The sequence below is a fragment of the Asticcacaulis sp. P2_C5 genome, from assembly GCF_056404555.1.
On record NZ_JBFUDU010000018.1, the window covers coordinates 1 to 25,029 of the forward strand.

A 25,029-nucleotide genomic window follows, 5' to 3' on the forward strand; every position below is an offset into this window, starting at 1 on the left:
ACTCGGTCGTTAAGCCTTCCTGGGCCGATGGTACTTCGTCTTAAGTCGCGGGAGAGTAGGTCGTCGCCAGGTCTATTAAGCTCAGTCAAAATACCCTTCACTTACATCTCAAAGACCGGGCGGCCCCTAAAGCCCTCCGGTCTTTTTAGTTTCCAGCTGGCTTTTGGCGCGGGGTGGAGCAGCCCGGTAGCTCGTCAGGCTCATAACCTGAAGGTCGTCAGTTCAAATCTGGCCCCCGCAACCAAAGCGAAACCTCGGAAACACAAAGCGCCCCGGATAATCCCCGGGGCTTTTTTGCGTCTGGGCCGATGCCCTGAGGGAGGTCTATCCTAACTGCCGGCCAGCCGTCGGTAACCGTTCTGCACCGCGTCACGGGTATCGCTGTCCAATGTCGATGCGTCGGGCTGTGCGACTTCGTGGCGCAATTTGATCCCGGGCTGCGTCGGATAGTCCTTATTGTCGTCCTGGCGCTGTGCCGTTTCATCGAGGTGCCATTGCCCGGCCGCATCCCGACCGACCTTGGCCAGCATCATTACTGCATCATCCTCTTCGCGCGTGCAGGCCGCCGTAAAATGATCCTTATCCTGCCACGCAACAGGAGAACAATTGGCCTTAAATATCACGATCCGGGGATAGGCGGCGCCATTCCATTCGGCGACACGCATCTGGCTGTCCCAGTCGGTGCCGCCATAGCCGGATGCAATGAAACGGCCGTCGGGCGATATCAGGATCTCATCATCAAGCGCGACAACTGTACCGTCGCGGCGCACGATATAGTGCCAGCCGATTTCGCCACCGTTGTGATAAACGACCGCCAATGTCTCCGATTTTCCCTCGGCGTCTGCAACCTTAATCGTACCGGCAAAAACCCAGGCGACGTACGGTGCCGTGAATGACGCGACCGCCTTTCCGTCATAGCTGATGGTCAGAGTGTCGCCGGTGCGCACCGCCAGTCCCGGATGCGCGGCGATAGTGCTCTTTTCGGTCGCCAACTGCGACTTGACATACGCCGGGTCGGGCGCGTCCGGCGATACCTCAGCTTCGGACTCTGCCGAAATGGCGGCCGAAGACTGTGCAGCTTGCTCAGCCTGGCCTTGCGGGGCTTTCCACCGATCGCATCCGCTGAACGTGACCGCTGCAATAATGGTGGTAATCAGCAAACTGCGCATATTGGCCCCCCGAAGTCGCGGCCAGTTTAAATCAGTCCTGGCGGGTTGCCAAGTCTGGCCGCCGTTTCCTGAAACAAGCCCCGAAACAAACAACCTCAAAAGGACATGATTAGGGCGGATTAGCTGATATGTTTGCGGTCCGGCCATGTCCGGAATTGTTAATATTTGCCGCGCACAATCGCCTGATCGGATGCCTTCGGGCGCCAGCCTACCGAAATACTGACGACATCAGGATGCGCCGCCCGGACGGGCCGCTGCCTGGAAAAATGCCCTGCTACGAAACAAATACCTGGAGATCTGTCACCGATCAAATGGATCGGGAAAGGCTCTGGTCCTGTCCATTATCCTTGTACCCACGCAGTTTGCGTGTCTTTCGAAAGCCAACCTATTGTCGCCCCCTGAACAAGCCTGGCTCCAACGCCTGGCACCTTATCGCAAGCCCCACGGTGTGCGCAGTTCCTTCGAACTCATCATTACTGCGGTTCCTTTCATCTGCCTGTGCGCCTGCGCCTGGGCCTCGGCGCATTTCGGCTGGTGGTGGGGCCTGATCAGCGTTCCCCTGGCGGCGGGTTTCCTCGTCCGCCTGTTCATGATCCAGCACGACTGCGGCCACGGCGCCTTTTTCGGCCGCCGCCTGGCCGACGACTGGACCGGCCGGCTCATCGGCATCTTCACCTTCACCCCCTATGACTGCTGGCGACGTGACCATGCCGTGCACCATGCCCATACCGGCAATCTCGATAAGCGCGGTGTCGGCGATATCATGACCCTGACCGTGTCCGAATTTCAAAAACTGGGCTGGTGGGGCCGGCTTGGCTATCGGCTGTATCGCCACCCGGTCGTTATGTTCGGTCTCGGGCCGGCCTGGATCTTCGTGCTGCAGCAGCGCTTGCCGGCGGATCCGAAAAAAGCCGGCCTACGCGGCTGGACCTCGGCGATGGCCACCAATCTTGCCATCCTGGTCCTGTCGGCGCTTCTGATCTGGTGGATCGGCCCGTTAAGCTTCAGCCTCGTCTATCTGTCCATCATGCTGCTGGCGGGCGCTGCCGGGATCTGGCTGTTCTATGTCCAGCATCAGTTCCCCGACGCCCATTGGACGCGCACTGGTGACTGGGATTTCCAGACTGCGGCCCTGCAGGGCTCGTCCTACTATGATCTGCCGCACGTCCTGCGCTGGTTCACCGCCAATATCGGCCTCCACCACATCCATCATCTGGCCAGCCGCATACCCTTTTACCGCCTGAGCCAGGTCCTCCGCGACTATCCGGCCCTGGCCGATGTCGGCCGTATTTCGGTGCCGGACAGCCTGCGCAGCGTCAAGCTGGTCCTGTGGGACGAAGAGCAAAATCGCCTGGTGTCATTTCGCCAGGCCCGCGGCAAGCCGAGCAAGTAGGCAGGCGGTCGGCCCCGACGGAACGCAGATGGGTCTCCAGCTAGGAAAGACGCCGCAGCGCCCTATACGAACGGGGTATAGTGGGTCGCGCCCAGGAACCCGGCATCGGTCGCCATGAGGTCGTCTGTTCAAACCTGGGGACCGCAACCAATCAACAAAAAGCGACTTCAGCGCTGTGCAGGCTGGCGTTCGCACTCGTAACTTGACATCGCAGACGGCTGCGGACATGCATGCCATGTGGAACGCGCTCACAAAACCTTTCTCAATCGACTCTGGTCGTGGGTCGCCATGCTTTGCATCGGCCTCACCCTGAGCCTGAGCGTGACCACGGCTCAGGCTAGCACTTCCGTTATGTCCCACCTGGTCTGCGGAGACACGGAACTGCCGGACGGCGGTTGGGTCTCCAAATGCGCGGCGGGCGAAGTTGGTTCTTTCCAGCACACGCCCCAAGATGAGGGTCAGGCAAGTGATGTGCTTGAACTCAACCATCATCACCACGCGGAAGTGCCTTCCAGCGTGCTTTCAGACCCGCAGGCCACGACCATGCCGTCGCGCTGGACCGTTGCGTCGCCTGAGCCTGAAAAAACGGCGGCTTTGGACGACGTAACGCCGTCTCAGGCCGATCAGCCTCCGAAAATCTAGACCCGTCGATCCGGCGCGTGCGCCGGCGTAAGCGCAGTTCTATATTTTCCAGAGGATATCATGAGATTTCTAGCGAAACGGCCGCTGTGCGCGGCCATGACAGGCGTGAGCCTGATGGCACTGGCCATGCCGATATGGGCCGATCCGGCGCCGCCCTTTTCCGAACTGCTGCGTCAGGCGCAAAATGCGCCGCGTCTGCGGGAAGCCGAAGCGCGCATTGGACAGGCAGAAGGGTTGCAGCGGCAATCCACGGCACGTCTTAATCCCAACCTCAGCCTCGAAGTCGAGAACTTTGGCGGCGGCGGTCCTTTTCAAGGCGTTGACAACGCAGAGATCACCGCAGCCATCGAGCAGACGATCGAACTTGGCGGCAAGCGCAAGGCGCGCGCCGACCTGGGCCAAGCCAACCTGGACACGGCCCGGGCCAGAGTCGTCCAGACCAGGGCTGATTTCGCTTTCCACCTGGCAGAAGCCTACGCCAATGCCGAGGCGGCGGACCTGCGCCTGCAATTGGCGCGGGACGTACAGGTTCTGGCCAAGGAGGACGCGCGCATAGCCAATGCGCGCGTGGCGGCCGGCAAGGAGCCGGATTTGCGATCCATTCAGGCCCTGGCCGCCGTCGACGCCGCCCAGGCCGGAATCGAACAGGCCGTTGCCGAGCGGGCGACCATTTTCGCCAGATTGACGGCGCTGGTGAATTCTGCGGCACCGATCACCTCGATCCCGGTCAGCCTGTTGGCACATGCAGAGCGTGACGAAGCGATCCCCGTGATCGATCCGCTGCAAAGCCCGGCCTATCTGGCGGCCCGGGCCGAACGCCTTACGATCGCCCGGCAAGTGCGCATTGAAGAAACCCGCACAAGTCCCGATCTCACCGTTTCGTTGGGCGTGCGCAATTTTTCGGGGGAGGACGCCAATGCCCTGGTTGGCGGCGTATCCGTCCCATTCCCGATCTTCGACCGCAATCGCGGCAATATCAGTGCCGCACAGGCAGAGCTAAACAGCGCGGATGAGCGGGTCACGATCGCCCGGCTGGACGCCTATGCCGACGGGCAATCCGCGGCGGCGCGCCTGCAGGCGTCGTTCAGCCGTGTTCGTGCTGCCATCTCCGGCGAACAGGCCGCTGCTGAAGCCTATCGCCTGACCCGCATCGGTTACGAAGGCGGCAAATTGCCGTTGAGCGAGCTGGTAACAGCGCGCCGTGCCCTGACGGATGCACGTGAACAAGCCATCAAAGCCAAACTCGAACGCCTGAGCGCTGAGGCAGCCCTTGCCCGCCTGCAGGGGATTACGCCTTTCGGAGACCTGTCATGACGCGCGACACCAGATTCTATTATGGGGCTGCCCTGGCGGTAATCGTCGCGGCGGCCGGCGGTTTCGGCCTGGCACGTTGCACGGGCGACAAAGCCGTTGTGCCGTCGGCCCAGGCGCACGATGACGACGCGGCCCATGGGCAGTCTGTCAAGGTTACAAACGAAGCTATTCAAGCGGCCGGGATTGACGTGACGACGGTCACGTCCGGCGGACTTTCGTCTGAGATATTGTCTCAAGCGACGGTCGTCGCCCTGCCGAACGGCCAGGCCGTCCTTACGGCGCGGGCCGGAGGCGCGGTGACACGCATATTCAAACGGCTCGGTGATCCGGTGAGGGCCGGCGAAACGCTCGCGCTTATCGAAAGTCGTGATGCCGGGCAGATTGCCGCTGACCGCGCCAGTGCCAGGGCTCGGGTTGATCTGGCGCAACTCAATCTCGTGCGCGAAAAATCCCTGTTCGATCAGAAAGTATCGCCGCGCATCGATTACGAACAGGCGCAGGCCGAGGCAAGCGCGGCCCAGGCCGAACTTCGCCGTACCGAGGCGGCGGCCAGTGCGGCGCATGTCACGGGCGACGGCCGCAGCGTCGCCGTAACCAGCCCGATCACGGGCCGGATCACCGGCAGCACAGTGACACTGGGGGCGTTCGTCCAGCCGGAAACCGAACTGCTCCGCGTCTCTGACCCTGGCCTCGTCCAGGTCGAAGCCGCGGTGAGCGTGGCGGATATCCCGCGTATCGCTGTCGGCGACCGTGCCATCATCGAGCTGCCAGACGGCGTCACTATCGACGGGCGCGTGCGCTCGGTGACCCCCTCACTCAATATCGAAACCCGTAGCGCGACGGCTGTTATAGAGGTTGTATCGCCACACCTGACTGGCCTGACGCCCGGCCTGTCGCTGCGGGTACGCATCCTGCCAAGCATCGCCACAAGCTCAAACGCCGTCGTCGTACCGGATGAGGCTGTCCAGACGGTCGAAGGCCAGCAGGTCGTGTTTGTACGAACCGCCGATGGTTTCAAGCCGCAGCCTGTGACCGTCGGCCAAGGTTCGGCCGGTCGGGTAGAAATCCTCACCGGTCTTGCCGGCGGCGAAGCCATCGCTACACGCAACGCTTTCGTCCTGAAGGCGGAGCTTGGCAAGGGCGAAGGCGAGGAACATTGATATGATCGCCAATATCATTGCCCTGAGTGTGCGCGCCCGCTGGGCGGTCGCGCTGCTCTTCGTCATCGTCTCGGCCGTCGGAGCCTGGCAACTGACAAGGCTGCCGATCGATGCCGTGCCCGACATCACCAACAACCAGGTCCAGATCAATACGCTCGACGCTGGCCTGTCGCCGATCGAAATCGAAAAACGCGTGACGTTTCCGATTGAAACGGTTCTGGCCGGTATTCCTGGTCTGGAGACAACGCGCTCGCTATCGCGCAACGGTTTTTCGCAGGTCACGGCGATCTTCAGTGAAAGCACCGACCTCTATTTTGCCCGCCAGCAGGTCAGCGAACGATTGACCCAGGCGCGCGATAGTTTGCCGGAAGGCACCCAGCCGCAAATCGGGCCGGTTACGACGGGCCTTGGTGAGGTCTATATGTACGCAGTGGACTTCGCCAACCCAGGTGGCAAGGGCGCAACCGTTCGCGACGGTCAGCCGGGATGGCAGTCGGACGGCAGTTTTCTAACCCCGGAAGGCGACCGTCTGATCGACGAGGTCGCGCGGGCGGCCTATCTGCGGACAGTCCAGGACTGGATCATTTCGCCGCAGCTTCGCGCCGTGGCCGGCGTGGCTGGCGTCGATTCCATCGGCGGCTATGAGAAGCAATATGTGGTCGAACCCGATCCGGTAAAACTCAGCGCCTATGGCGTCTCGTTTTCGGAATTGGCCGAGGCTTTGGAAAAAGCCAATCTCTCCGTCGGCGCCAACTTCCACAATCGCGGCGGTGAAGCCTATCTGGTCAGGGCTGATGCCCGCATCCGTTCGCTTGACCAGATCCGCGAAGCCGTCATCGCCACACGGGGCGGCGTGGCGGTCGCGATCAAGGACGTCGCCAGTGTGCGCATCGGCGGCGAGTTGCGCACCGGCGCCGCCACCATGAACGGCCATGAAGTCGTTATAGGCACGACCCTGATGCTCATTGGTGAAAACAGTCGCACTGTCGCCAAGGCCGTTGGCGACAAGCTGAAAGTGATCGAAAGATCGCTGCCGCCCGGCATCAGGCTCACGCCCACACTCGACCGGTCGAAGCTGGTCAATGCGACCGTCCATACCGTTCAGAAGAACCTGCTGGAAGGCGCAGTCCTGGTCGCTGCGGCGTTGTTCTTTCTGCTCGGCAATGTCCGTGCAGCCATTATCGCCGTCCTGGTCATCCCGATTTCGTTCCTGATGATGGCCATCGGCATGAACGGACTCAAGGTATCGGGCAATCTCATGAGCCTGGGTGCGCTCGATTTCGGATTGATCGTCGATGGCACGGTCATCATTATCGAAAACAGCCTGCGGCGCCTGGCGGAGCGGCAGCATGGTGAGGGGCGCCTGCTCAATCTGCGGGAACGGCTCGAAGAAACGACCGGGGCTTCGCAGGAGATGATAAGGCCAACACTTTATGGCCAGGCCATCATCTTCCTCGTCTTCGTACCGCTGCTCATGTTCACGGGAGTCGAAGGCAAGACCTTTTCGCCGATGGCGATCACGATCATGCTCGCGCTCGGCGCGGCATTCATTCTGTCACTGACATTTGTGCCGGCGCTGATTGCCTTGCTTGTTCGTGGCAGGATCGCCGAAAAGGAAGCCGGGCTGATCCGTTACATCAAGACCCTGTACGCGCCGGTTCTCAGCCGGGCCGTGGCAAGGCCCTGGCCCTTCATCGCGGGCGGTTTCGGCATTGTCTTGATCTCGGGATTTGTCTTCACCCTGCTGGGGCAGGAATTCATCCCGCAACTCGATGAAAAAAACATGGCGCTCGCCTCCCAGCGCGTACCCTCAACCTCGCTCGAGCAATCCGTTGCCATGCAGCGCGGTGTCGAACGCGCTGTCTCCAGCCTTCCGGAAGTCGAGTTGATGTTTTCCAAAACCGGGACGGCAGAGGTCGCCACCGATCCCATGCCTCCCAATATCTCGGATGGGTTCGTCATTCTGAAGCCGCAAAGCCAATGGCCGAAGGGCGTCAAGTCCAAGGCCGATATTGTGGAGCGGATAGAAGACCGTGCCAATGGCCAGATCGGCCAGGGCTATGAGATCAGCCAGCCGATCCAGCTTCGCTTTAATGAACTGATCGCCGGCGTGCGCGGGGATGTCGCCATCAAACTCTATGGCGACGACCTTGAGAAGATGGGAATGACGGCCGGCAGGATTGTCGCAGCGCTCCAGTCGGTGCGCGGCGCAGCCGACGTCAAGGCTGAACAAACGGACGGCTCTCCCACGCTCGATGTCCAGTTCGACCGCGCCGCCATCGCGCGTTACGGCCTGACGGTCGAAGACGTGGCCGATACCGTCGCCACGGCCATGGGCGGGCGGGAGGCGGGGCTTGTCTTCGAGGGCGACCGGCGCTTCGACATTGTTGTCCGCGTGCCGCAAGCGACACGCGATAATCTCGATGCGCTGAAGGGCCTTCCGGTCATGTTGCCGCAAGTCGGTCAGGTTCGGGCTTCGGTGCCATTGTCCGAGGTAGCTCAGTTCCGTTTCTCGGAAGGGCTGAATCAGATCAGCCGGGAGAATGGCAAGCGGCGCATCGTCATCCAGGCCAATGTGCGTGACCGGGACGTCGGCTCGTTCGTTAAGGACGCGCTACCGAAGGTCGAGGCGGTAGCGCTTCCAACCGGCTCATGGCTCGAATGGGGCGGCCAGTTCCAGAACCTGAAGGCGGCCTCCCATCGTCTGATGATCGTGGTTCCCATCTGCTTCGTCGTCATCTTTGGGCTGTTGTACCTGGCCCTTGGTGGACTGGGCCGTGCCATATCGGTCTTTGCGGCCGTGCCGCTCGGCCTGGCGGGTGGTGTTTTCACCCTGGCGCTCACCGGCATCGCCTTTTCCGTGTCGGCTGCCGTTGGCTTCATATGCCTGTCGGGTGTCGCGGTGCTCAACGGCCTGGTCGTCATGACCAGTATTCGCGAACGCCTGGAGGCGGGCCTTGAACTGGGACGCGCCATCATCGAAGGCACGATGGCGCGGGTCCGTCCCGTGATCATGACCGGTCTCGTGCCCGCGATCGGTTTTATCCCCATGGCGATTGGCACCGGCACAGGCGCGGAGGTGCAAAAGCCGCTGGCAACCGTCGTCATCGGTGGTCTTCTGACCGCGACGATTCTGACCTTGCTGGTTCTGCCGGCGATTACGCAGGTGATTTTGCGTGCGACCGCGCGGCTTCGGCCGCAACGCGAGCGTACGGTCGTCGTCGAAACGCCCGCAGAATAGTCTGAACAACAAAACGCCGCCCGGAGACAAGGCGGCGTTTTGCGGTTCGATCGGCCGATCGTATCAGGCGGAGAAGGCCGCCAGGGTCGCCTTGTTCAGGTGGCCGGAGGCGTGCAGGTGATGCTGGGTCTGGAACGACTTCAACGCAGTAACATAGGCGATGGTGCGTTTGCCGTCGATCGGGCCGGAATAGTCGCCCGCCGCCGTGAGCTTTTGCTGGGCGGTCATGCGTTCCTGCACAAGGCTGGCCTGCACCAGGCCGGACGGCTTGCTGCTCTTGCTCTTCGCCGCCTGTGCGGTAGCGGTCGATCGGGCAGAGACGTTGGCGGCCTGGGTCAGCACGGGCGTGGCCAGTAGGGCGACGGTGAGGGCGGCGAAGGAAAGCGAACGGAGGGACATGGCTAAGGTTCCTTTTTTTGACGTCAGGCGTCGCAACGGTGCGGCGCTGACAGGAACTTTAACGGCTCTGTCTGTCGTCCATCTCACCGTCGCATTACATGCGTGACAGGTAATCGGAAATGTTCGTTTTTGTAGTACGGAACTAAAATCCGAGACATCGCCATACAATTATCACAAAGGCGGCTCAGAACGGCAATCATCACCGCGTATTCAGAACAAGGTTCGCCATATGATACGGGCAAATACAGCCGTCATGCTGATGACTAGGATGATTTCAGCGGCATTGGCCGAATGGAAACTTATGTAGGTGATGGCAGATGCAATAATGCCGACAGCGAATAAAGCTTCTTCGATATAAAACCGTTTCAAGATGGCCTCCCTCATCGCCAAACGGCTTAAATTATGAACCCGGTCTGACACGCCCCTGTGCCAAACCTTACATGGCTGTAAGTTTCGGAGCTTGATCCATGCCCTTTCGTATCCTGGTCGTGGAAGATGACCCGAACGGAGCAGAGTTCGTCATCAATGGCCTGCGCCAGGCCGGCTACACGGTTGAACTGGCCATGACCGGACCGGACGCCCTGCATATGGCCATTTCCGAGTCCTTCGACGCCCTTGTTCTCGATCGCAACCTGCCGGGTCTCGATGGCCTGTCAGTGTTGAAAGCGCTCAGGGCGGCGCAGAAGAATGTCCCCATCCTCATTCTCTCGGCCCTGGCCCATGCCGACGAACGGGTGAACGGCCTGCGCGCCGGCGCCGGCGATTATCTCGGCAAGCCCTTCTCGTTTTCGGAGCTGGAACTGCGCCTGCAGAATCTCCTGAAGACACGCGGCGATGGGCGCACGGACACGACCTTGCGCTGCGCCGATCTGGAGATGGACCTCCTGACCCGGCGCGTGTCGCGTGGCGGCCGGGCGATCGACCTGCTGCAACGCGAGTTCCAGATTCTGGAGCAACTGTTGCGTCACAAGGACAAGATCGTCACCCGCACCATGCTGCTGGAACAGGTATGGGACTATCGCTTCGAGCCCCATACCAGCCTGATCGACACCCATATGAGCCGGTTGCGCAAGAAGCTCGAGGACGGCTTTGCTTTGCCCCTGCTGCATACGGTGCGCAGTGTCGGATATCGCCTGGCCGAAAGCCGGTGACCCGCCGCCTGACCCTGTCTTGGTCCCTGCGCAGCATCGCCCTGATCGTGGCGATCATCGTGGCCGTGGCCGCAGCCTACGCAACCGCCGTCTGGCTGGTCGACGCCAAGGGCCAGGCCCTGATGGCCAGCCTGGAACGCGATGCCGTCAGCGACGAACTGGACCTGTTTTCCGTTGTCTATCGCGACGAAGGCCGGACCGGCCTGTTGCGTGAAATGGCGCAACAGGTCGAACTGAACGGCGCGCACAAGGTCTATGGTGTCAGGGACGGCACCGGCGTCCTGCTGGCCGGCAATCTGAAGACCTGGCCGGAGACCGTTCCGGACACGGCCGATTGGGTCAGCCTGGAAGATCCGGGCGGCCGCGGCGAACTGCACCTGTCGGCGCATCGCCTGCCCGACGGCCTGACGGTCCTGGTCGGGCACGACAACGACGTGCTGCAAACCTTTCAGGCGACCATTGTCGGCTCGCTGTGGCTGGCCGTCACCATTGTCGCCGTCACCTGCCTGCTGATGGCCGTCCTCGTCACCGCTTTTGTCATGATCCGCGTTCGCGAACTGTCGGACACCGCGGCCCGCGTGTCGGCCGGCGACTTTTCCGCCCGGGCCACGGCCAGTCTGGGCAAGGATCCGTTCGGCCAGATCGCCCAGGCGCAAAATACCATGCTCGACCGTATCGAAGACCTGGTTACCGGCCTGCGCACCGTGACCGACAGCCTGGCCCACGACCTGCGCACGCCCCTGGCTCGCACGCGGCGCTATATCGAGCAAGGCGTGTTGTCCGACACTCCGGAGGCGAAACAGGCGGCGCTGGAGGACGCCCTTAGCGAGACCGACCGCACCATCGCCACCTTCACCGGCCTGATCGATATCGCCCGCGCGGAAGGCGGCCTGTCGCGCGACTCCATGGCCCAGGTCGATCTGGCAGCCCTTCTGGTCGACGTCTATGACCTGTTCGAGCCCCTGGCCGACGAGCGCGCGGTGCGCTTCGCCGTGCTGTCGCAGGACATCACCATCAACGGCCATAAGGCCATACTGATGCAGGCCGTGTCCAACCTGGTGCACAATGCGCTAAAGTACGCGCCCGAGGGTGGCGAGGTCGAGCTGCGGATCGCGGGCCTGCGCGACGGTGAGGCGGTGCAGATCGTCGTTCGCGACAATGGTCCCGGGATTTCGGCCGAAGACCGCGCCGACGCCGTGCGCCGCTTCAGCCAGGTCGGGGCGCAGCCGCGTCCCGAAGGTCTTGGTCTGGGCCTGGCCATTGTCGAAGCCTGCGCCCGCCTGCACCGCGGCGCCCTGCTGCTCGAAGACAACCAGCCCGGCCTGTGCGCCCGGCTGGTCCTGTCGATGGTTTGAACCTTACACACAATTAGGCTTTGGCTCAGTTGGCCCGAAGGCAGGACGCCCATAGTGAGCGGGTTCCCGTTGCCTCCAGGAGTTCGCTATGTCCTCTTCCGCTCAGCCCACGCATGGCGCCAGCCCTGTTTCGATGCGGCGTCTCGGCAACGATGCCGCATTCGAAAGGCTTTTCCATAGTTCGGAAGCCTTGCGCCAGGCCTGCGGTTTCGATTCCGAATTGTTCGATGCGGTCGACAGCCTGGCCCGGACGGCGCCTATGCGAGGCAAGAGCTCAACCAAGCGATAGGTCGTGTAGTAGACGGATCGACCGCTGTATTATTTTTTTTCAAGGTCTTGTCGTCAGGCCCATCGAAAGGCTTGAACATTTATACGGCCCCGCTTTGGCTGCTGCCGAGGCCGGGGCGGTATAAATGTAGGTCTGCCTTGGGGCGAAGGTACGGGCACGAAGTTGGCTATTTGATGCGCGGCGCACCGGCCTTGCAGCTGTCGCGGGTTTCGCCTGCGATCAATCGATCGAGTATGCTGTGAAAGGTTATTGCCATGTGCTGATTTTCGCGTACCGCCGGCACATAGTCAACGAGGCTCTCGATTGCCGAAGCCGTCGATCGGATACACGCCAGCACTTGCTTCGACAGGGTATGCTCGTTGCGTAACCCTTCCGCTTTTTGCCACAGGTAGTCTTCGAGCGCCTGGAACGCCGCCAGGTCGAACACTTCGGCCATAAGCAGCCGTCCAGTTGACCGGTACAACAGCTCTTCAAGATGCAGGTCGTAATTGTTCTCCGACATCCGATGCTCCACTGACAGACGCAGCTAGGGTAACAGCATGCTTCAGCAGATAAGCCAGATAACCCAGTTTGTCACGGCGTGCGCGTCATCAAGGTCACAGGCCCTATGAGACCCGAGGGGCGCAATGGCGCGTCGGCCGTATAGGTCGGAGCGGCGGTGAAGGTGACCTTTTGCGCGCCGGGCTGGGCGTCGCCGATCAGGCGATTGACCCACAGATTGGCGACACGGACCTCAACAGAGTTGGCGCCCATGACCGTCAGCGTGCCGATATCGACGCGGTAAGGCGCTTTCCAGGCAATGCCGGCCGACTTGCCGTTGACGAAGACCTCGGCGACGTCGCCGACCTGGCCCAGATCGAGCCACAGCGGCGCACCGGCATTGGCGCCTTTTGGCAAGGTCAGGCTACGACTGTAGATGGTCGTGCCGGAGAAATACTTGACCGCCGGATCGCTGTTGGCTGCCAGGGAGCCGAGTTCCCCGGCCTTGATCGCCGGCGGCGCAGCCAGGCCGTCGAAACGGATATCCCAAGGTCCGGTCACGTCGGCAAGCTTTGACCAGGCAACCCCTGCGACTGTGGCCGCAGGTGCCGCGGCCGGCTGGCGGAAGACGACAAAGACCGATTCCTGGGCGGCGAGGTCGAGCGGAATGACCGTGGTATCGCCTTCGGTCCGGTAGCTGACGGGCTCGGACGTGCCGGTATCGGCGTGCCACAACTCCGGCGTCTTTCCGGTAACGTGGAAACGCGCTTCGGTGGTCACCGGCGCATTGGCGCGGTTATCGACGAAATAGAGGTCGCCGTCATCCAGGCGGCGGTGGACGAACAGGATCGGGGCGTTGCCGCTTTGCACGAAGTCGGGCGTCTGGCCAACCAAGGCCAGGGCGGACTCGACGTCGGGTTTGGCGATGACCTGACCCTTGCCGACCTTGGTGACCGCGTCGCCGCTCCACAAGCGTTTGACGAGGCTTGAGAATTCAGCGGGATCATCGTTCAGACCGGGCGTTGTGGTCGGGGCGGGGCCGACTATGGTGGCGCCGGCCTCGGCCAGTTCGGCAATGCGGCGCAGTGTCGCGACCGTCATGTGGCCGCTGGTGCCGCCGAGATACAAAACCCGATAGCGCGCGCCGCTGTCGGAGACCAGATCGCCGTCCCTGACCGACAGTTTCTGCATCAGGGCGTCGCTATTGATGAAATCGTAGGCGTATCGGGTGGGCGCGTCGGCCGGGGCCTGGTTGTGGTAGAGCGTGACCAGGGGCGCTTCTTCGCCGTAAAAATAGGCGACATCGGCGTAAAACCGGCCCTGTTGGAGCAGATAGGCGTTGCGCGCGATATAGTCGACCCACGGCCGCGCCATGCCGCCCCAGGTTTCATTGCGGTTGAAATACTGGCCGAAGATCATAAGCGACAGGCCGGGCTTCTTGTCGTCGCCTAAGGGCTGGTGGACCGAGGTGTGGATGACCGGGCGATTGACGCCGCTGGCAAATTCCAGGTCGATCATTGGGCGCAGGTCGGACGGTGCAAAGGCCCAGGGCGAGACGGCAGCGGTAAGGCTTTCGGCGGCGACCAGGTTCTGGCCATAGATGTGCGACACCGAAGCGGCGCCACGCATATCGGCCAAGGCGGTCGCGCTGGGCCCGAACTGCGGGCTATAGGTCCACATGGCCGACATCGGTATGTCGGCATGGCTGCGCATGGCCATGTCGTCTCCCAGGGTGACGCGGGTGCTTTCCAACGCTTCGCCATATACCGTCAGGCCGTGCTCATGGGCGACCGTCGCGACCGTGCCGTAGTGTTCTGACGCCATCAGGTCGGCCAGGGTGCGGCGATAGTCGTAAAGAAAAGCATCGGTCTGGGCGCGCGTGCCGATGATCACGCCGGTCAGGGCCGGCAGCCACGGCCGGGCGTCGTAGCCGCGCAGGCGTTGGAATTGATCCAGCAAGGACGGCGTCCAGTTAGACGAGCCGACCTCGGTCGAGTCGGTGACCATGGCGCGCACACCCTTGGCGCCTACCAGGTCGTTGCCGACAGCGTCTTGGTACTTGGCCAGGTAGGTTTCCATATAGGCGCGCACCGCCTGGCCGTCATATTTGTCGACCTCCAGCCCGGTCGCTTCCGGCGTCGCCGGGTGGTTTTCAGTGCCAACCAGCGACCAGCCGATGCGAACGATCTTCCACTTCTGTCCTTTTGCGCCCTTGGGCGGCATCCAGGTGAGCGTGCCGTCGGCGGCGATCTTGCCCGTCAGATCGATGACCGAGGCGGCCGGAACACCGCTTTCTGCGGGATCGACCCCGTCATCCAGTTTGTAATAGTCGCTAACCGTGGCAAAGCCTGCCTTGGCCTGGAACTGGTTGACCGCCGGCTGGTCCGACAGGGCCAGTTGCCCCAGATGCAGGCCCTTGGGTTTACCGAATGCCGCGAAAGGGCCCATGTCGGCGCCGGGCACAGGGATAAAGGCCGGATTGAAAGGCGCAGGTGTCGCCGCCAGGCTGAGGCGGAAATGGGCGGCGGTGACGGGCGCGAAACCGGCCGTGCTGGGCACAAGGCTGAGCGGGATGTCGGCGACCTTGCGCCAGGCCTGGCCATCGTCGCTGGCTTCCAGCACAGGCGTAAAGGTGGCGGCATCGAAAATGGTGGCGGCGCCCGGGAAAAAGACGGTCGCCGAGCGGATCGTCTGGGGCGATGGATAGTCGATCGTCACGTAAACCGGGGCATCGGCTGTCAGCGGCGGCAGATCGGAGCCGGCGCCGAGGCTGGCCAGGGCCTTTGCGTCCAGGTTCACGGCGCCGGCGCGGATGACGGGCGCGGGCAGGGGCGTTTCCGTGACCGGCCAGGCATAAACGGCGATATCCTGGGCAAAGCGCGGCGTCTTGGCGGGATCGGGCAGGGCGCCCATGATGTCGGGCTGTACGTCCATGGCCTGGTAGGGGCCGGTGGTCTCGGGCGCCGCGGGCAGTTTGAGCTTTGCGGGCTTGCCGCCGTCGACGACGGTTTCGCTCCACACAACCTTTTTCATCCCGTCCTGGGGCTTGACCCAGGGGCCACCGGTCTCGCTCCAGCCAGGGGAGGCGGCGATGCCAAACTCCAGCCCCTTGGCGTCGGCCTGCTGGACGGCAAAGCGGAAGGCGTCGGACCAGTCAGGCGTCATATAGACCAGGCGTTTGTCGACCACCTGGGGCGTCATCAGCTGGGCGTCGAAATTCTGCAGGCCGCCCAGGCCGCTCTTCGCCATCCAGTCGATGTCCCTGGTGATGCCTTCCTTGGTGATATTACCGTTCATCCAGTGCCACCAGACGCGCGGACGGGCACTTTGCGGCGGATCCCTGAAGCCCGAGGCCAGGGGATCGTCGCCGGCCATGGCAGACAGGGATATGGGCGAGATAAGGCAGGACGCGGCCAGCAACAGGGCGGCAAATCTAGCTGTGCGTGGCATGAGGCATCCCTATCGGTTGACGCGAACTCTATCAGGCGAGTTTAGCAGATTTCGGAACCAGGGCGGCGATCAGGCTGAGCACCGCGGCGGCACCTGCCGCTGCGCCAATCGCCAGCAAGGCGGTCGACAGGCCATGCAATTGCGCGGTCAGGGCCAGGACGAGAACCGGGCTGATGAAGTTGCCGAGGAAGAAGGCGGTCTGCCAGCCGCCCGTGCCGGCGCCGCGCTGTTCGAAGCTGAGCCTGGCCATGATCGCCGTCAAAACGGCGGGAAGGGTGATGCCACAGCCGAGGCCGGTCATGACGATGCCGGCGCAGGTCACGGCATAGCGGCCGTCGCCGACAAATAGAAAGAGGCCACCGGCGATCAGGACGAAGGCCAGCAGCAGGTGTTGCGACAGTTTCCACTTCGACAGGATCTTGAAGATCAGGCCGCCCAGGGGCACTGCAATACCGCCGACGGCGCTGGTCAGGCCGATGATCTGCGGCGCGCCCATGCCGCGTTCGGTCAGCAGGAAGGGGGTCTGGATCGGCACGATAAAGAACAGGATGGCGATGACCAAGCCGATGACATACAGCGGCAGAACGCGGCCCAGCGGAAAGCGCTGAACCAGTTCGGCCTTTTCGTGTTTCGGTTCGCGGATCAGCAGCATCACCATGGGAATGAACAGCAGGGCCAGGCCGTAAACGGCGAACGGCGCGCGCCAGCCATATTGCCCCAGCAGGCCGCCGACGGCGGTCAGCACAACCGCGGCGACCGAGGCTGTTCCGGTTTGGACGACCAGCCAGTTTTCACGGCGCGGCCCCTTGAAATAGTCGCCGATCAGGGTGGTCGAAGCGGTCATGAAGCCCGACTCGGCCAGGCCGACGCCGACGCGCGACAGCAGGATATGGTCGAGATTGGTCAGGATAAACGGCGCCAGGCCGCAGGCAAGGTACAGCACCAACGACAGCAGAAGCACACCCTTGCGGCCGGCCCGGTCGACCAGCCCGCCGGCAAAGGGTGCGGTGACGGCAACGACCAGGGCAGGGACCGCGAGGGCCAGTATGGTCTTGGTCTGGGCGTTCGGGTCGCTGGCAAAGGCCGTCGCAATGGCTGGCAGGACCGGCGCGATCAGCAGGGCCGCCGCCACCGACAGGGTTGACAGAAGGCACAGCAATATCCCCTGCGCCGCATTGCCGTCTCCGCGTTCGACCTCGGTCATGTTGGTTCCTTTTTGTCCTGCAACGGTTGGTTGCTTATCGAAGCTTAGATTGACCCCTCCGGCGCTGCGCGCCACCTCCCCACCTTCGATAGGAAGGAGGGAGCCAGTTCGGCCCCTTCGGGCTATTGTGAAGCCGTGGTCAGGTGTTCGGCAACCAGCCAGTTGTAATAGTCGTCTATCCAGTGATCGGAACTGGTGCCCAGATGGCGCATGCCGAAGCCGTGCTCGCCATGAGCATAGATGTGCAGTTCGGCTGACTTGCCGGCTTCGCGCCAGGCATCGAAGATCGGCGTACCGGCATAGCCCAGCAAGCCGTCGTTGGCGGCGAGCGCAATAAAGGCCGGCGGCGCATCGGCCGGAACCGGCGTGTCATGCATGGCGCCGTAGATGACGCCGATAAAGTCGGGGCGCGAGTCGGCCGTGTAGGTGGTGGCGACGTTCATCGTCGTCATGCCGCCCGCCGAAAAGCCCATGAAACCAATCTTGTGCGCATCTAAGCCGTAATCGCCGGCATGGGCGCGGACATAGGCCATGGCCGCCAGGCCATCGGTCTTGGCGAGCGCCTCGGCGGGCGCCTCGATCTGGCCGTGGGTCATTTTCGGAGGTGCGCTTCCCATACGTTGCCCCATTGTCTGCATGAAGCCCATGGTATCGACCGGCGTCGCATCGACACGATATTTCAGCACAAAACAGGTGATGCCGCGCTCGGCGAGGTATTTCGCCACCAGCAGGCCTTCGGAATCCATCGACAGGGCTAGGAAGGCGCCACCGGGGGCAATAATGACCGCTGTACCATTGGCCGTGCCGGCCTTGGGCAGGACCGGGATGAGGGCGGGTTGGGTGACATTACGCACCGACAACTGGCCAAACATCAGTTCCCAGGTATCGGAATTGGGCGTGCCAGTCGATGACAGCGGAATTTGTTTCAACTCGGCAGGAACCGTGATCTTCTTCGGCGGATTGTCGCGCAGCATGGCATCCCACGCCGCTGCCCCGTTGTCTTGGGCGGTGGCTATGGCTGGCATGACCAGGCAGGCGCTGCACAATAGGAGGGCTTTCACTAATTTCATGGTTTCGACTCCGGTGCTGTCAGATAGGTGATGAAGAAATCCGTGGCGCTTTTGTAGGCCTGGCGACCCTCCGGGCTGTCGGCCACAAAGGCCTGGAAGCCGTGTGGCAGGCCTTCGTACAGGTCGAGTATCGCGACCTGGCCGGCCATGCGCGCAGCCTGGTATTGGCGCACAAAGTTGGAAAGGAAGATTTCGCGTGTGCCGCCCTGGATCAGCATCGGTGGATAGCCCTTGCTGTAATCGCCGTAGACCGGCGAGACATAGGGGTTTTTCTGGTCCGTCGGTGCCGCATAGAGATCGGCGCCGATTTTCAGGCTGTCATAGGTCAGGATGGGATCGGCATTGGCCAGGGTGCAGTAGCTGTCGCCGGTATTGGTGATATCCGACCAAGGCGACATCAGGACCAGAGCACCCGGCAGGGGCAGGCCCTGGTCGCGGATCTTGAACACCGCTCCGCCGATCAGTCCGCCGCCCGCGGAACCGCCGAACAGGCCGATCTGGCCTGCTGCATGGCCTTGTTTGAGCAGGCCGCTATAGACGGCCGCGAGCTCATCGGTCGCCGTCTTCCAGGTGCCGTGCGGCGCCAGGGTATAGTCGACAGAGACGACCGGCAGGCCTGTGGCGTGCGCCATCTCAATGGCTGCCAGCAGATTGCCGCGCGCCGACCCCATGGTGTAGCCGCCGCCATGGACAAAGACCAGGACTCGGCCGTCCGTGACCAGGGAAGGTGATTCGACACGAATGACGTGGACGCCGTTGATCGTGTCGTCGCGAGAGGATTCCGGGAAGGCCGCCAGCTTTGGGGCATCCATATGGGCAATAAAGGCATTGAAACCGGCATTGAGCTTGTCCCAGTCCTCAGTCGTCCTGGGCGGGGGGCCAGCCGCTGGCCCGCCCGAGGCAAACAGTCCGGCCAATTTGTCCAGCTCGCCGCGCGCCTCCGGACTCACCGTGTCGGGTGTGAAGTTGAGACTCTTGCGTATGTCCGGATTGAGCGCCGGGCAGGTTGGATTGGCAGTGGCACTACCGCATAACACCGCCAGTGCTAAACCGATCATGCTTACGCGGTACAGGGTTTTCGGCAGGGACATGCAGTGTGTCATGGTGATCAGATCCGGTTGGCCTTAGCGATGTTGCCGAGCAGGCGGGCGCTCGGCTTGACGGTGCGCTTTTGCGTGGTGCGATCAACGGCAATCAGGCCCAGTTTGGGCCCGTACCCCGACACCCACTCGAAGTTGTCGAGAAGCGACCAGTGGATATAGGATTTCACTGGAATGCCGTCCTTCAGGCAGGCCGCGACGCCCTTGAGTGCGGCCGGTATATAGGCGACGCGGCGCGTGTCATCGTCAGTCGCAAGGCCGTTTTCGGTGACATAGACGGGCTTGCTCGTCTCTGCATAGGCATAGCGGATCGAGGCTTCGAGCGAGGTGGGCCAGTATTCCTCGCCCTGCTGGTTCAGTTCCACCCCGGCTTCGGGCGGCATGGTGCCCTTAGCGTCGATGCGCGTGCGGCTGTAGTTCTGGACACCGACAAAGTCGCTGGCCTTGGCGGCGTCCAGCCACGGGGCATAGACCTGGGCGCGCTTCTCGTCGCGGCGGCTGTTATCGCCGATTGCCCAGTCGTCCTGAATGGCCAGGGTAACGCCGACGGGGAAGTCGCCCGGGCCGCTCTTGATCGCCTCATAGCCCTTGCGATGGGCGGCCAGCATGTTGGGCAGCATCTTCTGTTGATTGCCGAACTGGATGCTGGAAAAGCTCGCCGTACCCGTGACTTTGGCGGCGTCGGCCATGGCCTGGTGCATGCCGGCGACGACGAAATCGGGCAGCATCCATTGCAGCAGGATACCGAGCTGCGGTTCGTTGAAGGTTGCGGCCAGGGCGACATAGGGGCCGACGGCCTGGGTGGCATACTCACAGAAACGGGCGAACAGGTCGGCGGAGTCGGGGTTTTCAAACCCACCAAGGGCCGCGAACCAGACGGGCACCGAATAGTGATTATAGGTCAGGACCGGTTTGATACCATGCCTCAGGCAGCATTGCGCCACTCGGACATAGTGGCTCATCTCGGCGGCAGAAAACTCGCCCTGGGCCGGTTCGATGCGCGCCCATTCCAGCGAGAAGCGATAGCTGTTCAGCCCCAGTGAGGCTAGCAGAGCGATATCGCGTTCGTAGAGGTGGTAATGATCGACCGCGTCGCCGGACGGCTCCTTGAAGGGACCACCTTTGAGATGCTCCAGAAGCCACATATCGGAATTGACATTGCCGCCTTCGACCTGATGGCCGGCGGTCGCCGCCCCCCACAGAAACCCCTTGGGGAAGGCAAAGCCCGCCGTGGCAGCGCGGGCCGCGGATGTGGCGAGCAAGCTGCTGGCGATGCCACCGGCGAGAAGGCTTCTGCGTGTCGAAAGGATCATGGTGTACTCGAATCTGTCTGTGAAAACCTGGAAAAGACCTTAGCTGAGTCGAACCTCCGGACCGCTTACGGGTGCGGCGGGACTGCGCCCAACAGGGTCATAAGGTCCTTGTCATGGTCGCGCCGGACCTCGGACCTGGTATCGAAGATCATGGTGTCGCCACCGTCGGCGGTGAAGCGTTCCCAGTGCGGCATGCCGGGCTGATTAGGATTGCCGCTACGGGCAAAATTGATCCAGGCCTGGCTCATCTGATCGGCCAGGGCGGCCACCTGTGCGCCGCCGCCCGTCGCCTGGGCGCCCAGATCGGCATTGTCGAAGGTAAAGGTCAGGTCGGTCGAGTGGCCGGCGCCCCAGAAGCCGTCAAGAATGGGCGACTGCCAGGCAAACAGGTAGCTGTAAACGGGCGCCGTCTGCGTCGCCTTCATCCGCGCCGCCCGCAGTACGCCAGCCCGCCCCATGCTGTCGACGACGGCCCAGTCCTTCGGCGCCATGGCCGGGTAGGCTGATTTGAAATCGGCGACGATGCGCGGCGTGGCGTCGCCGTAACGGTTGCGGAAATAGGTCGTGGCTTCCGCTTCGCCCCAGGTGGCTCGCCCGGCCTTGTCCGGGGTCGGTATCATCTGGAATTCGTTCAGCGTGCTGCCGATCAGCAGCGGGACATCGGCTGAGCCCGCCGGGGGCGAAGCTGTAAACGGGTATTGCGACAGGAAATCGCCGTCGGCGGTCGGGCCCCAATTGACGATCGGGAAGCCCAGCGGCCCGCCGCTGCCGGGTGCGATTTCATTGCTGACCTTGCGCAGGGCGCGATCACCGGCCGCGGCTAGCTGGTCGTACGGCAGGGCGGCCAGGCCCTGGACGTCGCCGGGCTTAAGTCCGGCCTCGGCAAAGGTAAGTTCGGTGACGCGGCGCGCCGTCGTCTGGCTGCCGGCATCGGGGCCGCCGCCCATGACGCCGCTCTGGATAATAGCCTTGTCAAACAGGCCCTTGGCCGACGGCGTGTAGAGGAGGGTGCCGACCTTGGCGCCGCCACCGGACTGCCCGAAAATGGTGACATTGGACGGATCGCCGCCGAAGGCTGCGATATTGTCGCGCACCCAGGCCAGGGCGGCGACGATGTCCTCCATGCCGGCATTGCCCGAATGGCTGTAGTCGGCGCCGTAGGCCGACAGATCGAGGAAGCCCAATATGTTCAGGCGGTGATTGATCGAGACGACCACCACGTCGCCTTTCTGGCTCAGATTGCTGCCGTCATAGATCGGCAGTTCCATCGACGAGCCGCTGAAAAACCCGCCACCATGCAGCCAGACCATGACGGGCCGCTTCTTGCCGTCGTTAAGGCCTGGCGTCCAGATATTGAGGTTCTGGCAATCTTCCGACTGCGGCCAGTAGCGGTTATCCGAAATGAAGGTCTGGGGTTCACGCAACTCGGTGCTTACCGGCTGCGGGCAGGTTTTGCCCCATGACAAGGCCGGTCTCACGCCCGTCCAGGCGGCCGCGGCCTGCGGCGCCTTGAAACGCTCGGCGGAGGCGTAGGGCATGCCGCGGAAGGTGAAGATGTCGCCACGCTTGAAGCCCTGGACCTGGCCTTGCCGGGTTTGTGCGATGGCAACGTTCGATGAGGCGACCAGGACCGGCGCATGGGATTCGAACGCCACGGCCGGCGTCAGGGACAGCAGGGAGAGGGCTAACAGGGATACGGAGAGTTTATACATGTGAAGCTTCCTCGGCACGGCTGGGTTTCAGGACTGTGGTCGAGCGCCGCTCACGACGCCGGAGCTTGTCTCAAAAAAAGAGCGTTCGCCCGACCGTCTTGGGTCGATCGGGCGAACGCAGGGGGTCGCTACGGGTCAGAAGCGGCCGTCGAGGCTTATGCCAACCTGGCGGAAGGATTGCGGCGCCAGCATCTGGCCGATCGAGCCGGTCGAGCCATCCGGGAAGTTGCGGATGCGCAGGACGGGTTCGTGTTCGTTGCCCAGGTTGCGGCCATACAGCGACAGGGTCCAGTTGCCGCTCGAGTCGCGAATGCCGATGCGGCCGCCCGTGATCCAGTGGGCGCGATAGAAGACGTCCGGACTGGAGGAAGCGTCGTAGCGGATCTTCGACTTGTAGACGGCGTCGAAGGAGATGAAGCCGTCGAGCTTGTCGCCCAGGCTGTGGCTGTATTCGCCGCCGACATTGAACTTGATCTTGGGCGCCAGGGCCAGCTGGGTGCCGCCGATATCGGTGCCATCGCCGCCGAGGAAGCCGTCGGGATAGGAAACCTCGTTGTAGATCAGGCCGGCGTTCATGTTGAGGCCTTGCGCCACCTTACCGGAGATGCTGGCTTCGATGCCCTTCGAGATGACTTGCGAAATATTGGTCGGCGTGCAGTTCAGGCCGCCCGTGCTTACAGAGACGCAGACCTGACCCTGATAGTCCTTCATATCGATATAGAAGGCATTGAGGTCGGTCGACAGGCGTCCGCCCATCAGGCTCGATTTCACGCCGGCTTCGAAGGCGGTGGGCAATTCCGGATTGATGATGGTCGGCGGGGTTGGATCCGAGGCGGCGCCCTGGGCGATCTGCGGACCCTTGTAGCCGCGTGAGGCCGTAAAGTAGCCCATGGTGTCGGCGCTGAACGTATATTGGGCGCCGAGTTTGAGCGAGACGTTGTCGATAGACGCCTTGGCGCTCTTTTCGGTAATGACCGGCGTGGAGGCAACATAGGTCAGGTGGAAGGACGGCGCGAAGACCGGCACCACGGACTGGCCCTGGCTGCCATAATCCTTGTAAAAGACCGACAGGTTTTCATGATTCAGGCGCGTGCCGGCGATGAGACGCAGCTTGTCGCTGACCCGCCAGGTCAACTGGCCGAACAGGGCATAGGATTCGTCGCTGATATCGATATAGGAACCCAGATTGTCGACCGGCTTGAACAGGCCGATCGGACCCGGGACGATGACGCTGAAGGTCTGCGGATTGCGGACCGAAGTCGAATTCGAATAGAAGGCGCCCACAGTATATTCGACCGTCGAGCCGGTCGGTGACGCCAGGCGGAATTCCTGAGTGAACAGTTCGTCCTTGCCCGTCTGGTCGCCCGCAATCAGTTCCGGGTGATAGGGATCGAGGCGGAAGATGTTCAGATTGTTGGGGCCGACGTCCTGCTGGCGGCTGGATGTGATCGAGGTAAAGCTGAGATTGTCGAAATCATAGTCGATCTGCGCCGACGCGGCCTTTGTCTCGAAGTTGTTGTGGATGCCGGTGTTGGAGCAGTAGTCGCGATTGCCGTCACCCGCAGTGATGTTGCAGGTCGCCAGGGCGCCTGCCAACTGGCCGGAGTCGGCGTTGTTAGCGACCTTCTGGATTGTGAAGAAATCGAGGCCTTCATCCCTGACCTTGGCATACTCGCCGATCAGATTGACGGTCAACCTGTCATTGACTTCCCACAGGTAACGGGCGCGAAGGCTGTCGGTGCTGTGGTCGTCGAGCTTGCCGGTCAGGATGTTGCGGTCGACACCCTGGCGCTGGTTGCGGCTGGCCGACACGCGCAGGGCCGAGGTTGAGGTCAGGGGAATATTGAGCAAGCCCTGGACGACCTGCTGGCCGTATTCGGAGCCGAGCGTGCCGTCATTCGACAGTTCGGCGCGGACGCGGCCGCTGAAACGGCCCAGTTCCGGCTTGTTGGTGCTGATATTGATAACGCCGGCCGAGGTGGTCAGGCCGAACAGGGTGCCTTGGGGTCCCTTCAGAACTTCGACGCGGGCGATGTCGAACAGGTCGGGCGTGTTGATATTGCCCTGGGAGACCTGATCAATAACCATGGCGACCGAGCCGGTGGCGCCGCTTTGAAAAGATTGTGTGCCGATACCGCGCACCTGACCGCCGCCACCGACGCTCTGGCCAGACGCCTGTTGCATTTCCAGGGCCGGTGCGACCCGCTGCAGGTCGGCGACCGAATTGATCTGGAGACGTTCCAGCTGCTTTCCGCTGGCGACCGTGATGGAGAGCGGTACGTCCTGCAGCTTCTGTTCGCGCTTCTGGGCGGTAACGACGACGACGATGGGTTCTTCAGTGGCAGCCGCCTTGGCGTCGGTCGCCTGGGTATCTTGCGCGGAGGCTGCACTGCTGATGGCAATCAAGCTGCCCGTGGCCATGAGGGCCACGATGGTATTACGACGGATCATGTCGTCTCATCCCTTTTTCTGATGTGCTCCGATCGACGGAACAGCGTTCTCTCTGTGTGCCGGCGCTGGACTGCGCCGCGTTTTGGTTTTGCGTATTTAGGCTATGAGACGCGGTCATTCGCCGCAAATTCAATCG

19 protein-coding genes and 1 tRNA gene are annotated in these 25,029 nt (G+C 62.4%); 9 read left to right on the top strand and 11 right to left on the bottom strand.

The annotated features are described in order from the left end of the window. The first annotated feature begins 167 nt into the window (after positions 1-167). Positions 168-244: transfer RNA gene (locus tag AC1DXO_RS23745), tRNA-Met, on the top strand. Positions 245-329: 85 nt separating this feature from the next. Here AC1DXO_RS23745 and AC1DXO_RS23750 read toward each other — a convergent pair. Continuing rightward, positions 330-1,160 carry a hypothetical protein gene (locus AC1DXO_RS23750; protein WP_476980688.1) on the bottom strand — a complete coding sequence of 277 codons (831 nt, stop codon included), beginning with the start codon at positions 1,158-1,160 and terminating at the stop codon, positions 330-332. A 457-nt stretch (positions 1,161-1,617) separates the two neighbouring features. On the opposite strand from AC1DXO_RS23750, the gene AC1DXO_RS23755 reads away from it, so the two are divergent. From AC1DXO_RS23755 to AC1DXO_RS23775, 5 genes are all read left to right on the top strand, one after another. Next, positions 1,618-2,562 carry a fatty acid desaturase gene (locus AC1DXO_RS23755; RefSeq protein WP_476980689.1) on the top strand — a complete coding sequence of 315 codons (945 nt, stop codon included), beginning with the start codon at positions 1,618-1,620 and terminating at the stop codon, positions 2,560-2,562. Positions 2,563-2,913: 351 nt separating this feature from the next. After that, positions 2,914-3,204, top strand: a complete 291-nt coding sequence (locus AC1DXO_RS23760; protein WP_476980690.1) for a hypothetical protein — start codon at positions 2,914-2,916, stop codon at positions 3,202-3,204. Positions 3,205-3,264: 60 nt separating this feature from the next. Then, positions 3,265-4,518, top strand: a complete 1,254-nt coding sequence (locus tag AC1DXO_RS23765) for a TolC family protein (protein WP_476980691.1) — start codon at positions 3,265-3,267, stop codon at positions 4,516-4,518. Beyond that, a complete protein-coding gene (locus AC1DXO_RS23770; protein WP_476980692.1) occupies positions 4,515-5,678 on the top strand; it encodes an efflux RND transporter periplasmic adaptor subunit in 1,164 nt (387 codons plus the stop codon). Before AC1DXO_RS23765 ends, AC1DXO_RS23770 begins: the two co-directional genes overlap by 4 nt. Position 5,679: 1 nt before the next feature. Next, positions 5,680-8,919, top strand: coding sequence for an efflux RND transporter permease subunit (locus AC1DXO_RS23775; protein ID WP_476980693.1), 3,240 nt, complete (start codon positions 5,680-5,682; stop codon positions 8,917-8,919). Between the two features lie 63 nt (positions 8,920-8,982). On the opposite strand, the gene AC1DXO_RS23780 is transcribed toward AC1DXO_RS23775, so the two are convergent. Together AC1DXO_RS23780 and AC1DXO_RS23785 are read right to left on the bottom strand one after the other, a co-directional pair. Next, on the bottom strand, positions 8,983-9,318 hold the full coding sequence (locus AC1DXO_RS23780; RefSeq protein WP_476980694.1) for a peptidoglycan-binding domain-containing protein: 336 nt from the start codon (positions 9,316-9,318) through the stop codon (positions 8,983-8,985). A gap of 210 nt (positions 9,319-9,528) precedes the next feature. Next, entirely contained in the window at positions 9,529-9,687 is a 159-nt protein-coding gene (locus AC1DXO_RS23785; protein ID WP_476980695.1) for a hypothetical protein, read from the bottom strand. Positions 9,688-9,785: 98 nt separating this feature from the next. Here AC1DXO_RS23785 and AC1DXO_RS23790 point away from each other — a divergent pair, with 98 nt between their 5' ends. The 3 genes from AC1DXO_RS23790 to AC1DXO_RS23800 all read left to right on the top strand — a co-directional run bounded on the left by AC1DXO_RS23790 (position 9,786) and on the right by AC1DXO_RS23800 (position 12,113). Continuing rightward, a complete protein-coding gene (locus AC1DXO_RS23790) occupies positions 9,786-10,469 on the top strand; it encodes a response regulator transcription factor (RefSeq protein WP_476980696.1) in 684 nt (227 codons plus the stop codon). Continuing rightward, a complete protein-coding gene (locus tag AC1DXO_RS23795) occupies positions 10,466-11,824 on the top strand; it encodes a sensor histidine kinase (RefSeq protein ID WP_476980697.1) in 1,359 nt (452 codons plus the stop codon). Before AC1DXO_RS23790 ends, AC1DXO_RS23795 begins: the two co-directional genes overlap by 4 nt. A gap of 88 nt (positions 11,825-11,912) precedes the next feature. Next, on the top strand, positions 11,913-12,113 hold the full coding sequence (locus AC1DXO_RS23800) for a hypothetical protein (RefSeq protein ID WP_476980698.1): 201 nt from the start codon (positions 11,913-11,915) through the stop codon (positions 12,111-12,113). A 166-nt stretch (positions 12,114-12,279) separates the two neighbouring features. On the opposite strand, the gene AC1DXO_RS23805 is transcribed toward AC1DXO_RS23800, so the two are convergent. The 8 genes from AC1DXO_RS23805 to AC1DXO_RS23840 all read right to left on the bottom strand — a co-directional run bounded on the left by AC1DXO_RS23805 (position 12,280) and on the right by AC1DXO_RS23840 (position 24,893). Further along, the gene (locus AC1DXO_RS23805; RefSeq protein ID WP_476980699.1) at positions 12,280-12,615 is read right to left on the bottom strand and encodes a hypothetical protein; all 336 of its coding nucleotides are present in this window, start codon (positions 12,613-12,615) and stop codon (positions 12,280-12,282) included. 71 nt (positions 12,616-12,686) lie between these two features. Next, a complete protein-coding gene (locus tag AC1DXO_RS23810) occupies positions 12,687-16,043 on the bottom strand; it encodes a glycosyl hydrolase (RefSeq protein WP_476980700.1) in 3,357 nt (1,118 codons plus the stop codon). Positions 16,044-16,074: 31 nt separating this feature from the next. Beyond that, on the bottom strand, positions 16,075-17,247 hold the full coding sequence (locus AC1DXO_RS23815) for an MFS transporter (RefSeq protein WP_476980701.1): 1,173 nt from the start codon (positions 17,245-17,247) through the stop codon (positions 16,075-16,077). Positions 17,248-17,369: 122 nt separating this feature from the next. Beyond that, complete coding sequence (locus tag AC1DXO_RS23820) at positions 17,370-18,317, bottom strand: alpha/beta hydrolase (protein ID WP_476980702.1); 948 nt, start codon at positions 18,315-18,317, stop codon at positions 17,370-17,372. After that, positions 18,314-19,408 carry an alpha/beta hydrolase fold domain-containing protein gene (locus AC1DXO_RS23825; protein WP_476980703.1) on the bottom strand — a complete coding sequence of 365 codons (1,095 nt, stop codon included), beginning with the start codon at positions 19,406-19,408 and terminating at the stop codon, positions 18,314-18,316. Before AC1DXO_RS23825 ends, AC1DXO_RS23820 begins: the two co-directional genes overlap by 4 nt. Before the next feature lie 17 nt (positions 19,409-19,425). Next, entirely contained in the window at positions 19,426-20,730 is a 1,305-nt protein-coding gene (locus AC1DXO_RS23830; protein ID WP_476980704.1) for a glycoside hydrolase family 1 protein, read from the bottom strand. Positions 20,731-20,795: 65 nt separating this feature from the next. Further along, a complete protein-coding gene (locus AC1DXO_RS23835) occupies positions 20,796-22,442 on the bottom strand; it encodes a carboxylesterase/lipase family protein (RefSeq protein WP_476980705.1) in 1,647 nt (548 codons plus the stop codon). 135 nt (positions 22,443-22,577) lie between these two features. Next, a complete protein-coding gene (locus tag AC1DXO_RS23840; RefSeq protein WP_476980706.1) occupies positions 22,578-24,893 on the bottom strand; it encodes a TonB-dependent receptor in 2,316 nt (771 codons plus the stop codon). Positions 24,894-25,029: the final 136 nt, after the last annotated feature.